This is a genomic window from Nitrosospira sp. TNL200 (genome assembly GCF_055386305.1).
In genome coordinates this window covers 960,502-972,340 of the sequence record NZ_AP041003.1, presented here as the reverse complement: position 1 = coordinate 972,340, position 11,839 = coordinate 960,502, and the positions used below count along the sequence as shown (strand labels likewise).

The 11,839-nt window shown below is 55.9% G+C and carries 12 protein-coding genes; 11 read left to right on the top strand and 1 reads right to left on the bottom strand.

Translation table 11 applies throughout. From position 1 onward, the window contains the following. The first annotated feature begins 2 nt into the window (after positions 1-2). The 10 genes from ACZ5CE_RS04360 (at position 3) to ACZ5CE_RS04315 (ending at position 10,396) form a co-directional block, all read left to right on the top strand. Positions 3-1,634 (top strand): bifunctional aminoglycoside phosphotransferase/ATP-binding protein, encoded by a 1,632-nt coding sequence (locus tag ACZ5CE_RS04360; RefSeq protein ID WP_464576567.1) that lies wholly within the window; start codon positions 3-5, stop codon positions 1,632-1,634. A 139-nt stretch (positions 1,635-1,773) separates the two neighbouring features. Continuing rightward, positions 1,774-2,646, top strand: coding sequence for a Tim44 domain-containing protein (locus tag ACZ5CE_RS04355; RefSeq protein WP_464576565.1), 873 nt, complete (start codon positions 1,774-1,776; stop codon positions 2,644-2,646). 10 nt (positions 2,647-2,656) lie between these two features. Next, positions 2,657-3,247, top strand: coding sequence for a ubiquinone biosynthesis accessory factor UbiJ (locus ACZ5CE_RS04350; RefSeq protein WP_464576564.1), 591 nt, complete (start codon positions 2,657-2,659; stop codon positions 3,245-3,247). Between the two features lie 134 nt (positions 3,248-3,381). After that, entirely contained in the window at positions 3,382-4,893 is a 1,512-nt protein-coding gene (ubiB, locus tag ACZ5CE_RS04345; RefSeq protein ID WP_464576562.1) for a ubiquinone biosynthesis regulatory protein kinase UbiB, read from the top strand. A gap of 306 nt (positions 4,894-5,199) precedes the next feature. Further along, a complete protein-coding gene (locus tag ACZ5CE_RS04340) occupies positions 5,200-6,285 on the top strand; it encodes an ABC transporter ATP-binding protein (RefSeq protein ID WP_464576560.1) in 1,086 nt (361 codons plus the stop codon). 36 nt (positions 6,286-6,321) lie between these two features. Further along, positions 6,322-7,194: an ABC transporter permease gene (locus ACZ5CE_RS04335; protein ID WP_464577425.1), complete on the top strand. Its 873-nt coding sequence runs from the start codon at positions 6,322-6,324 to the stop codon at positions 7,192-7,194. Between the two features lie 2 nt (positions 7,195-7,196). After that, entirely contained in the window at positions 7,197-7,994 is a 798-nt protein-coding gene (locus tag ACZ5CE_RS04330) for an ABC transporter permease (RefSeq protein WP_464576559.1), read from the top strand. After that, positions 7,991-9,115: a polyamine ABC transporter substrate-binding protein gene (locus tag ACZ5CE_RS04325; RefSeq protein WP_464576557.1), complete on the top strand. Its 1,125-nt coding sequence runs from the start codon at positions 7,991-7,993 to the stop codon at positions 9,113-9,115. The genes ACZ5CE_RS04330 and ACZ5CE_RS04325 overlap by 4 nt, the downstream gene beginning before the upstream one ends. 186 nt (positions 9,116-9,301) lie before the next feature. After that, positions 9,302-9,613: a (2Fe-2S) ferredoxin domain-containing protein gene (locus ACZ5CE_RS04320; protein WP_464576556.1), complete on the top strand. Its 312-nt coding sequence runs from the start codon at positions 9,302-9,304 to the stop codon at positions 9,611-9,613. Positions 9,614-9,697: 84 nt separating this feature from the next. Next, positions 9,698-10,396, top strand: coding sequence for an alpha/beta hydrolase (locus ACZ5CE_RS04315; RefSeq protein ID WP_464576554.1), 699 nt, complete (start codon positions 9,698-9,700; stop codon positions 10,394-10,396). A gap of 60 nt (positions 10,397-10,456) precedes the next feature. Here ACZ5CE_RS04315 and ACZ5CE_RS04310 read toward each other — a convergent pair whose 3' ends face one another. Next, positions 10,457-10,978: a beta/gamma crystallin domain-containing protein gene (locus ACZ5CE_RS04310; protein WP_464576553.1), complete on the bottom strand. Its 522-nt coding sequence runs from the start codon at positions 10,976-10,978 to the stop codon at positions 10,457-10,459. A 428-nt stretch (positions 10,979-11,406) separates the two neighbouring features. Here ACZ5CE_RS04310 and ACZ5CE_RS04305 point away from each other — a divergent pair, with 428 nt between their 5' ends. Then, on the top strand, positions 11,407-11,610 hold the full coding sequence (locus ACZ5CE_RS04305) for a DUF2905 domain-containing protein (protein ID WP_464576551.1): 204 nt from the start codon (positions 11,407-11,409) through the stop codon (positions 11,608-11,610). Positions 11,611-11,839 lie beyond the last annotated feature (229 nt).

Here is an 11,839-nt window from a genome sequence, read left to right as displayed (position 1 = left end):
ACATGAACAACCAGCCGGGGCAGGAAAACCCGCATCGCCATGAACCCCAGGCGGGGCAAGACTTCCAGCGCGAACTAGTCGAGGGCTTGTTGAATCCGCGCTGCTATCCGCATCCCCCAAAAAAAGTCCGATTGATCGAGACGCACATTTCCTGGGTCCTGCTTGCCGGCCGCTACGCATACAAAATTAAAAAATCGCTCGATCTGGGATTTCTGGATTACCGCAGCCTGGCATCGCGCCGCCATTACTGCGAAGAGGAGGTCCGGCTCAATCGCCGCCTGGCACCGCAGATATATCTGGATACCGTTCCCATTGGCGGCGGCAGTTCGCAAACGCCAGCGCCCGGACTGCTGCCGGCCCTGGAATATGCAGTGCTAATGCGCCGTTTTCCTTTCTCCAGGCAGTTTGACAAGCTGGCAGCGCAGAACAGGCTGGCGTCGCAACAGATCGATAACCTGGCCATGATCCTGGCGCGCTTTCATGCCAGCCTGCCAGCGGACACATCCGCTTCCAGTTTCGGATCGGCAGGCTTGGTGCAATCAGCGATGTCACAAGCGCTGGATCGTCTGGAAACATTGCTTGCAGACAGCGCAGAAGAAGCTGGCATTGCCCGGTTGCGCCACGCCAGCGATACGGAATACGCCCATTGCAAGGACCATATCGAGCGCCGGCGGGCGCAAGGTTTTGTACGGGAATGCCACGGCGACCTGCATCTGGGCAATATCGTGCTGCTCGATGGCCAACCCGTTCCTTTCGATGGAATCGAGTTCGACCCCGCCCTGCGCTGGATCGACGTGGCGAGCGAAATCGCCTTCCCGGCCATGGACCTGATGCATTATCAGCGTCCCGATCTCGCCTTTCGCTTCTTGAACGCCTATCTGGAAGAAACCGGAGATTACGGAGGCGCATCGCTGCTGCCTTTTTATATAGCCTATCGCGCCACGGTTCGCGCCATGGTTAGCACAACACGTGGAACACAGCCCGGCCTGGCCCGGCGCACGAGAAAAAAAATGTGCATGGATTGCCTCAATCTCATCGCGCTTGCGGAAAGATGCCTGAACCGGCGCCAGCCCGCTCTGATCATTACTCATGGTTTGCCGGGTTCAGGCAAAACCACCTTCTCCCAGGCCGCGCTGGAGCGGTTGCAAGCAATACGCATACGCTCCGATGTGGAGCGCAAGCGCCTCCATGGACTGTCACCGATGGCACGCAGCGATCCCCTGGCGGACAATCTGTACAGCGCGGATGTCACGCAACGAACCTTCGCTCATCTCCATGGTCTTGCCCGCAGCCTGCTGGATGGAGGCATCCCGGTGATCGTGGATGCGGCCTTCCTCCGCCGGGACGAGCGCGAACTATTCCAGCGGCTTGCGTATGAGCGAAGAATACCTTTCGTCATCGCCTCCATGAAAACCAGCATCGGCACAATGCGGGAACGTATCGCGCAGCGGCAGACCAGATCGGATGATGCCTCCGAAGCCGACCTTACCGTTCTGGAACTATTGCGAAACAAGCAGGAGAAACTGTCGTCGCAGGAGCGTGCCTGCACAATAGAATTCGATAATGAAGACGACGTGCGAGCGGGCAGCATACAGGCCTGGGAATCGCTGAATCGCCGCCTGACTGCATCATGATGGCCATCATGGCGGAAAACAAAAAACAGGAGGCAAAAAAGATCCGGCTATCACCCACGATTTATGGGCCGTCTGAACTAATCGATGATGCTATACTCTCAATTTCGACTGTCTATTCGTATATCTTTGGGAGATTCTCATGAAGAAGATATTTACCTTATTAACCTTCGCGATACTCAGTTTTGGACTGGCCGCCTATGACGCCGAAGCCCGCCGTTTCGGCGGTGGCCAAAGCATCGGCAAGCAACGCGAAGCAATGAGCCAGCAAGCTGCTCCCAAACCCGGTCAACCGCCTGCCGCGGCTCCCGGACAGGCAGCCGCCGGCGGCAGCAAATGGATGGGACCGTTGGCAGGCCTGGCCGCCGGCGGACTCCTGGCTGCCCTTTTCATGGGCGGAGCGTTCGAAGGCATCAACATGATGGATGTACTGATGCTGGCCGCACTGATGGCCGCCATATTCTTTGTGGTGAGGATGCTGCGCAGGCCACGCCAGGAGCAGCCGGCGCGGCCCATGCAGTTCTCGGGTGCAGGGCCTGCCGGGAACCATGGTATCCCGCCGGTGCCCGCAGCGGCTGCGGCACCGCAGAACACGGAAAATGTAAAGGCTGTTTCTTCGCCGGACAGCAGGGCAAATATTCCGGCGGATTTCAAGGTCGAACCGTTCCTGCGCAATGCGAAAACGTCCTTCATCCGCCTGCAGGCCGCTAACGACGCGAAGGATACCAGTGATATCCGGGAATACACTACTCCCGAAATGTTCGCGGAAATCAGCATGCAAATCAGCGAACGAGGCAGCGAGCCGCAGAAGACGGAAGTGATGGCGATCAATGCCGATTTGCTGGAAGTCGTCACCGAGAATGACCTGGCCATTGCCAGCGTCCGCTTCAACGGGCAGTTGCGCGAGGCTCCCAATGCGCTGCCGGAAACATTTGATGAAATCTGGCATGTGCAAAAAAACTTAAAGGATCCGGAGTCTGTCTGGCTGTTAGCGGGAATCCAGCAGGTCTCCTGATCCGGTTGTGATGCTGGCATCCGTCGCCATAGCGCCGCTCAACCATCTGCTCCAGAGTGAAAGTTGGGCCCGCAGGCGACTGCAGGCTTACGCGGGAAAAACTGCGCGTTTTCGCCTTCCTCCCCTTGTTGACCTCGCCCTGACTGTACAAGTCGGGGGCGAGGTATCCGCAGCGGCGAGTAATTCCCCTTGCGACGCGATATTCACCCTCCATCCCACCCTGTTTCCACGGCTGCTTGCCAATAATACCGATGCTTGCCCCGAAATCAGGATTTCGGGCGACAGCGCATTCGCCGACGAAATTCTCCAGATAGTGAAAAGCCTGCGCTGGGATGTGGAGGAAGATCTGAGCAGGATAATGGGTGATGTTCTCGCCCATCGCGTGGTACGAACCGGAGATAACCTGATCCAATGGCAGAAAGGGGTCTTGCATAATCTTCTGCAGACAATGACGGAATACTGGACGGAAGAACAGCCGGTACTCGCCAAGCCCGTCGATATGCGTGAACTGACCCGAGAGATAAGCCGGTTATCTGCGGATACCAGACACCTGGAAGAAAGACTGGACACGCTAGACAGGAAAGCAGTGCAAACAACCTGAGAAGACTTTTTGAGGGGACTCCGGCAAATCCCGGGGGGAACGCCGCTGTCAACCCTGGCATGTATACGGTGATGCGGCATCGCGATGACCCAGTGGCAAAATCCCTGGCTGCTGTTTCACAACAAATAGAATAAATGCGTTTCCTTCGTCTTCTCAAGATACTTTCGGTAGCCTTCCAGTTTGGCCTGGATGAATTTTTTCTCGGCCATGAACGACTACGCCTGGTACGGCCAGTGGTCAGGGCAGCCACGTTCTGGCGGCGGCTGGATCGTGCGCGGGGCGAGCGTCTTCGCCTTGCGCTCGAGGCGCTTGGTCCTATTTTCGTCAAGTTCGGGCAAATGCTTTCGACCCGTCGCGACCTCCTTCCCCCGGATATTGCCGACGAACTTGCCAAGCTGCAGGACCAGGTTCCACCGTTTCCCTCCAGTATCGCTCTGGCCACGCTGGAGCAGATATACGGCAAGCCCGTCAATGAAATATTCCTGCTGTTCGACGCCGAGCCGGTAGCCAGCGCATCCATTGCACAGGTACACCTGGCAGTCCTGCATGACGGCACCGAAGTTGCGGTGAAGGTGCTGCGCCCCGGTATCGCGCCGATTATCGCCCACGATGTGGCACTGATGGAAACCGGGGCCTGGCTGGTCGAGGCGCTATGGCCCGACGGTAAACGGCTCAAGCCGCGGGAAGTGGTAAACGAATTCTCCAGGCATCTCGAAGATGAGCTGGATCTCATGCGGGAGGCATCCAACTGCAGCCAGCTCCGGCGCAATTTTCTCGATTCCCCCCTGCTTCTGGTGCCCGAAGTCTACTGGGACTACTGTTACTCGGGCGTCATGGTGATGCAGCGGGTGAAGGGCATACCCATCAGTCGCGTGGCCGATCTGCAGGAGCAGGGCATAGACATACCGAGGCTGGCCCGCGTGGGAGTGGAAATCTTCTTCACCCAGGTATTCCGCGATGGCTATTTCCATGCCGATATGCACCCGGGAAACATCTTTGTCGGCAATGATGGCCGCTACATCGCGGTTGATTTCGGCATAATGGGCACCCTCACGGATGAGGACAAGAACTATCTGGCACAAAACTTTCTTGCTTTTTTCCGGCGGGACTACAAGCGCGTGGCCGAAGCGCACGTGGAGGCCGGATGGGCGCCAAAAGATACTCGCGTGGCAGACTTCGAAACAGCGATCCGTGCAGTTTGCGAACCCATCTTCGACAAACCTCTCAAGGAAATATCCTTCAGCCGCGTATTGTTGCGCCTGTTCCAGACATCGCGCCAATTCAATGTCGAGATCCAGCCTCAGCTAGTGCTATTGCAAAAAACCCTCTTGAATATCGAAGGATTGGGACGCGACCTCGACCCCGATCTCGACTTGTGGACCACCGCCAAGCCGTACCTCGAAAACTGGATGGCCGAGCAATTGGGATTGCGCGGTTTTACCCGCCGTCTGAGCAAGGAAGCCTCGAGCTGGGGAATGATGCTTCCCCAATTCCCACGCCTGATGCACCAGGCGCTGAGTGAATTTCGCGTAAAGGGCCTGGAGCAAAAGATGGATGCGCTTCTAGTGGAAAAGAGGCGGCAGAACCGGCTGCTTGCCATTCTTGTCGTACTGCTGACGCTGGCGGCGCTATGGCAAATCTGGTGATCGGCTGCGGCGAATATCGTTTCCGGTTCGCGATTCCGCCGGATGAAGCAACCGGCTATGGAAGCCCCCAATCATTGCCCGGTTTGAGCGATTTCGTTGACTCCTCATGATCGCGCCATTCCCAATGGTGCAAGCCGCTTGCAAGGAGATGTCATGTGTGCAGCCGATCCCCCTTCGCCCGGGTGACTTCCCCGAACCCGCCCTTGATCCACGTCCCTTTTATCAATATGTGGCGGTAGCCGCCGTATCCGCCGGCCATACTTGAGTGAATTTGGTAAAATCCCCGCTTTTTAATCCACGAACAGAATGGCGCTACTGGAAATTCGTGAGGTGACGAAGCGCTTCGGCAGCTACACTGCGGTGGATCACGTCAATATCAGCGTCCAGGCGGGCGAATTCTTCACGCTGCTCGGCCCGTCCGGTTGCGGCAAGACGACGCTTCTTAGAATGATAGCGGGATTCGATCTCCCGGATTCGGGACAAATACTGCTGGATGGCAAGGATATGGTGGGAACGCCGCCGGAAAAACGGCCCGTCCATACGGTATTTCAAACCTATGCGCTATTCCCGCACATGACAGTGGCGGAAAACATTGCCTTCCCCCTGAAAATGGCGCGAAAGCCCCCTCATGAGATCAAGCTGCATGTGGGCGAAGCCCTGGATAATGTTCGCCTGTCTGACTTCGGCCATCGCCTTCCCCATGAATTATCCGGCGGCCAGAAACAGAGGGTCGCGTTTGCCCGGGGACTGGTCAATCGCCCGCGGCTATTGTTGTTGGACGAACCGCTGGGCGCGCTGGACGCCAAGCTGCGCGAGGAGATGCAGATCGAGCTTATCAACCTTCAAAAAAATGTCGGAGTGACTTTCGTATTCGTTACGCATGCACAGAATGAAGCCTTGGCGTTATCCCATCGCATCGCCGTGATGAACAAGGGAAGCGTCGAGCAGATTGATGAGCCTTCCAAAATCTACAGTTCCCCCAGAAACCGTTTTGTCGCAGATTTCATAGGCAAGATCAGCATCATGAATGCAACGGTGCTGGAAGCCGCCCCTTCCCATCTGAAACTCGATGTGGCCGGACTGGGGCACGTCACGGCAGCAGGCAACCAGGGAGTCAAGACGGGTGACCGGGGTGTCATGGCCATCCGCCCCGAGCAGGTAAGGATTTCCCACCCGTCCACTGACCTGGAGCTGAAAAATCACTTTCATGGAAAGGTTCATGACTTTCTCTATATGGGCGACGTGACCACGTATATCGTGGAGCTTTCCAATGGAGTCCGTATCGAGGCGCTACTCCCCAATTCCGCGCCGGGACGCGCCAAATTCTTCGAGGCCGGAGACGAAGTGGCAGTGTCCTGGCGTCATGACGCAGGCATTTTCCTGAATGAATAGCGATCGTAAAAAAAAATGAGAGCAATCGTGGCGAAAATGCTCGTCGGCGGACCGCCCCTGGTATTCCTGCTGGTTTTCTTTGCCGCTCCCAGTATGATCATGGTCCTCAGCTCGTTTCGCTTTCCGGGCGAATTCGGGGGACTTGCGCCACTTGCCGCGCCGGAGGGAGGAACGGGGGGCGATTATGGATTGACGGCGGAGGCTTACCAATTTTTTTTCAGCGATGTGATTTATGTGGAAATTTTCCTCAAATCCTTTGGTATCGCCATGGCGACGACGCTCATTTGCCTTGTCATGGCCTATCCGCTGGCGCTGCTGATTGCCCGCAGCGAAAAACGCTTCCGCAATTTGCTGGTGTTGCTGGTGGTGCTCCCATTCGCCAGTAATTTTCTCATCCGCATCTACGCATGGATGATCATTCTTGGTCCTGAGTCCGGGTTTAGCCATTTCGTGAATGCAATTCTGGGTGTTTTCGGCATCGCGCCGGTAACACTGCTATTCTCGCCCTTCGCTGTATTGGTAGGCATGGTATATGTCCACCTGCCGTTCATGGTCCTGCCTCTCTATACCAATCTCGAAAAACACGATCCGTCGCTCCTGGATGCGGCGCAGGATCTGGGAGCAACAGCCTGGCAGCGCTTCTGGCGGGTTACCCTGCCGCTGTCGCTGCCTGGAATTTTTTCGGGTTCCGCCCTGGTATTCATCCCCGTGCTGGGCATGTTTGCCGTGCCCGACATACTTGGCGGCACCGGCGATATCCTCATCGGCAATCTGATCAAGGATCAATTCCTGGGCACCCGGGACTGGCCTTTCGGTTCCGCATTATCGATCATGCTCACGCTCGCGGTGCTGTCCGTGGCAGGACTATCCACGTGGGTCGCGCGCTCCGCCATGAGGCATGGCCAATAACCATGAGCCGCGCGAATATCTGGTTATGGCTGGTTGCGGCGTCGATTTATGCCTTCCTGTATGTTCCGCTCGCAATCGTGGTGATGTATTCGTTCAACGATTCCCGTCTGAACGCCGAGTGGGTCGGCTTTACGCTGCACTGGTATAAAGCGCTGCTCAACAACCAGGAGATGCTGACCGCTGCGCGCAATTCACTCGTTATCGCTCTATGCGCAAGCCTGAGTTCCACCATACTAGGCACCATGGCAGGCCTGGCGATACACCGGTATCGGTGGAAATTCCTGCCGGTGCTGGTATTTACCCCCGTGGCCATGCCCGAAATCCTGCTGGGCGTATCGCTGCTGTTATTTTTCCTGCAGGTGTTGAATCTCACCCTCGGCATGGTATCCATCATCATTGCCCACACCACGTTCTGCATCGGCTTCGTTGCCATCATCGTACGGGCGCGCCTCCAAGCCATGGACGACAGTATCTTCGAAGCTGCCCGCGATCTCGGCGCCTCCCCGTGGCAGACCTTCCACCTGGTTACCCTGCCTCTCATAGTCCCGGCAGTTGTCGCGGGTGCGCTGATGTCCTTTACGCTGTCCATCGACGACTTCATCATCACTTTCTTTACCAAGGGAGTAGGCGAACCGATTCTTCCCATCCAGATCTATACGATGATAAAAGTGGCGGTAACGCCGGAAGTCAACGCCATTTCGACATTATTGATGCTCCTTACCCTGACCATGATCATTATCGCCGCGAGACTGGAAGCGCGCGCTTCGTCGAATAAAAGCAATTCGCGCCAGGCACGGTGAAACCCCTCTCGCTGCCCGGAAAAGCCTCAGTACTACTCCTGCTCATGCTGGCGCTGGCCGCCCTGTCTGCCGGCTGTACCGCGAAAGGGGGAAACCCTGCGGGTAGTGAAAAAGAAAAAGATGTCCTGTACCTGTTCAACTGGAACAATTATCTTGCGCCGGACTCGGTCAGGCACTTTGAAACGGCTTGCAATTGCCGGCTGTCTCAGGATTATTATTCCGATAACGAGGAAATGCTGGCGAAGCTGGCAGCCGGGGCAAGCGGCTACGATATCATCGTGCCTACCGGCAATGCACTGGATACGCTTTTGCGCCAGGGAGCGCTGAAGCCCCTGGATAAATCGCTCCTGCCCAATCTCAGGAATATCAATCCCGCTTATCTCGACACTGCCTTCGACCCCGGCAATAACTATTCCGTACCCTACGCCTTCACGCTTTCCCTGATCGGCTTCAACCAGGAAAAACTGAAGGAGCTGGATCTGCCAACCGATACCTGGGCACTCATTTTCGAACCCAGGTACCTGGAAAAAATCAAAGGCCGCGTGACCGTGCTTGACAGCCAGCGCGAGCTGATGGCCGCGGCGCTCAAATATCTGGGGTATTCGGTCAACGATGCCAGCGAGGAGCGCTGGAAACAGGCAGCCGCTCTTATCGTGCGCGCCAAACCCTACTGGGCGGCTTTCAGCAATGCCGGCTATATCAAGGAATTGGCGAAAGGAAATCTATGGGTCGCCCACGGGTACTCCAATGACATGTTCCAGGCTGCGCTCGATGCAAAAAAAACCGGCCGTCCTTTCACCGTAGGTTATACCGTACCAAAGGAGGGAGCGGTCCTGGCGCTCGACAGTATGGTTTTGCACCGGAGCGGAAGACGCCCCGACCTTGCCCATCAATTCATCAATTTCATGCTGGACGGCAGGAACTCCGCGGAGCTGACCAATCTCACGGGATCGGGAAATCCGAACGAGGATGCGATGCGCTTCATCGAGCCGGAAATAGCCGCCAATAAGGCCATATTTCCCGATGCCGAACTACTCGGCCGGCTGGAAATGCTGCGCGATCTCGATCGCAGACAACGGCGATTACTCAGCCGTTTATGGACCGAAATAAAATTGAGATAGAAGGCGCAGCGGTAGAAGCGGCAGTCGCGCGGATTCCGACCGGATCGAGCCACATGGCTGTGATGTAGTTGGGGGAGCCAGCATCCGATACCGAATGCATCCTCAGTCATGGTCCGGCTCTCGCGAAATGATGGCCGGTTCCGGTATAATCTTCAGTGAAGCATCCACTCACTACCTGACATACCCATGAGCTACTATCACCGGCATGTTTTTTTCTGTGTCAATCAGCGCGAAGAAGGAGCAATCTGCTGTAACAGCCATGGCGCGCAGGCCATGCGCGACTATGCAAAAAGCCGTATCAAAGCCCTCCGGCTCGACAGCAAGAGCAAGAGAATACGAATCAACAATGCGGGCTGCCTCGACCGTTGCAACGAAGGCCCTGTCATTGTCGTTTATCCGGAAGATGTCTGGTACACCTATGTGGATAAGGAAGACATCGACGAAATCATTGAGGAGCATCTCAAGAATGGACGCGTGGTCGAACGGCTAAGGATCTGAAACGCACGCCCTTCTGAAACGCCACGGCATGGTGATCAACCCCCTGTCGGATTTCCAGTCCACCCCACTATTGCCAGCGCTTCGTTGAATTCATTTACTCCGAAAAACCTGTTCATTGACGGTCCGGCAGGACGGCTGGAAGCGGTGCTGGTCGAACCCGATCTCGTTCTCCCGCGCGGCATTGCTGTCATTGCCCATCCGCACCCGCAATATGGCGGGACCATGAATCACAAAGTGGTCCATACCCTCTTCAAGACGTTATGGGAGCTCGGATTCATTGCCGTCAAATTCAATTATCGCGGCGTGGAAAAAAGCGAGGGCCGGCGTCATGCGACGGGCGATAGCGGCGAAGACGAAACAGCAGATGTGCTGGCGGTAGTGGAAGCGACAAGAAAAAGGTTCGCTTCCTCATTCCATGGCCCTGCCCCCCTGGTTCTGGCGGGTTTCTCCTTCGGAGGGGCAATCCAGGCCTGGATTGCCCCTCGACTGCAGCCGCAAATACTGATCATGGTGGCCCCTCCTGTGGAACGAATGCGCATTCCCTGCTTGACCACCGGCTCCGCGCGGCGGGATATCGAACCCATTCCCGAAATCCTCATCATCCAGGGGGATCAGGACGATATCGTACCCCTCAGGACAGTCCTGGACTGGTCCGCTCCGCAGGAACTCCCCGTCGTGGTGATACCCGGTGCGGAACATTTCTTTCACGGGCGGCTGCACATCCTCAAGCGCATCATCCAGAAAGCATGCGGGCCCGCGATCCCGTCTCTGCAGCGCCCGTGATTCCGCTGTTTCGTCCGCGACGTTCCATCTTTCGCCAGAATGAACGCTAGTCGGAAACCACTATATGCAGCCAAGCTGCATGGAGCGGAAGTTATCAAAAAAGCCCATTTTCTTTGAGAGATCCGGAATTTTTTTGCCGGGATCGATGAATTTATCCTCATCCCTAAAATTGCGGTTATCGTAAATGGTGAGATTGGCGTTGGGGCCGGTTTCGAGGCTCCGCACCTTGTTTTCCCAATTAAAACCGAATGGGCCCATCATCTCCGGGAGGTTGATCGGGCCCACGAGCGTAAAACTGTCGCCCTGAAAATCCTTTTTGTCATACAACTTCACCCAGCAACCCTTATCCGTATTGATATCCTTGGAAACCTGAACCGGAACCATGACCAGAACAGGCACCTCCATGATTACCTGCTCATCCTTTTTCCCTGACCGTGCAGATTTGCCGGTTGCTCCGCTTGCGGATTTATCCTTGGATTTGTCAGCCGGCTGTTCGGCGTAAAGGCCGCTGCCAAATCCCAGGCCGACCGCAACGGCAGTCGCGACCATAAAACCGTGAAGATTTTTCGGTAGAGTATCCATGCTTCTCTCCTTTGGAAAAATTTGTCGAAAGGATGGCAGGGCGGCAAGAGGAGTGCCCCGCCGAAATGTTCCTTGAACATGGTTCCTTCAAACGCGTTGCCGGCAAAACGAATAATCGCGGATTGAACGAATACAGGCACCGCAGGAAACTTGTCCACGGATTTCCTAGGCTAGGGAGCGCAACCTCATCTTTCCGTACGGTCGGCCACATAAAAGCCCGGACTATGGATTCTTGGGCTGTCGCCCCAGGCGGTCGGATCGGACCACCCCCCTACCCGGTCGCCTCTGCAGTGCCTCATCTCGCCTTAAAACTGGAGCGATCAACGACAGGCGGGCGAAAGGAAGCCACAAGCCAGGGCCTGGATTGATCTTTTTCAAGGAAACGGTTTACACTGCGCCATCCCGGCATGGAGAACGAGGAGAATCCGATGCATCGGCCGCTTATCCTGTTCGGAGTCCTGTTGATACTGGTGGGTGTGGCATGGCCGTGGTTATCGAAGCTGCCCTTCGGGCGCCTGCCAGGCGACATTATCGTTGAACGTGAGAATTTCCGGTTCTACTTTCCTCTTACGACCGGTCTTCTGCTATCGGCAATCCTGTCGCTGCTGCTTTGGTGGTGGTACAGAAAATAACACGGGCTGCAGGATCAGAATACAGGGTGCAGGGATTTTGAATGGGAGAAAGACGTGGATCTGTATGAATCGATGATTTACTGGTTTGTGAAGGAATTTGTAAAGGCTGTGGTGGCTCTCGGAGTGGTTTTAGGAATCATCGTGTTCCTGTGGTGGATCAATACCGGGGAATAGAAGTATCGAAAGGTATCGGATGAATCCATCAGCATGAATGCAATACAGTCATTTT

Coding starts and splice junctions, on each gene's coding strand:
- ACZ5CE_RS04340 (WP_464576560.1), top strand. CDS start 5,200: ATGGCGCTACTGGAAATTCGTGAGGTGACGAAGCGCTTCGGCAGCTAC.
- ubiB (WP_464576562.1), top strand. CDS start 3,382: ATGCGTTTCCTTCGTCTTCTCAAGATACTTTCGGTAGCCTTCCAGTTT.
- ACZ5CE_RS04335 (WP_464577425.1), top strand. CDS start 6,322: ATGCTCGTCGGCGGACCGCCCCTGGTATTCCTGCTGGTTTTCTTTGCC.
- ACZ5CE_RS04360 (WP_464576567.1), top strand. CDS start 3: ATGAACAACCAGCCGGGGCAGGAAAACCCGCATCGCCATGAACCCCAG.
- ACZ5CE_RS04350 (WP_464576564.1), top strand. CDS start 2,657: ATGCTGGCATCCGTCGCCATAGCGCCGCTCAACCATCTGCTCCAGAGT.
- ACZ5CE_RS04310 (WP_464576553.1), bottom strand. CDS start 10,978: ATGGATACTCTACCGAAAAATCTTCACGGTTTTATGGTCGCGACTGCC.
- ACZ5CE_RS04355 (WP_464576565.1), top strand. CDS start 1,774: ATGAAGAAGATATTTACCTTATTAACCTTCGCGATACTCAGTTTTGGA.
- ACZ5CE_RS04305 (WP_464576551.1), top strand. CDS start 11,407: ATGCATCGGCCGCTTATCCTGTTCGGAGTCCTGTTGATACTGGTGGGT.
- ACZ5CE_RS04320 (WP_464576556.1), top strand. CDS start 9,302: ATGAGCTACTATCACCGGCATGTTTTTTTCTGTGTCAATCAGCGCGAA.
- ACZ5CE_RS04330 (WP_464576559.1), top strand. CDS start 7,197: ATGAGCCGCGCGAATATCTGGTTATGGCTGGTTGCGGCGTCGATTTAT.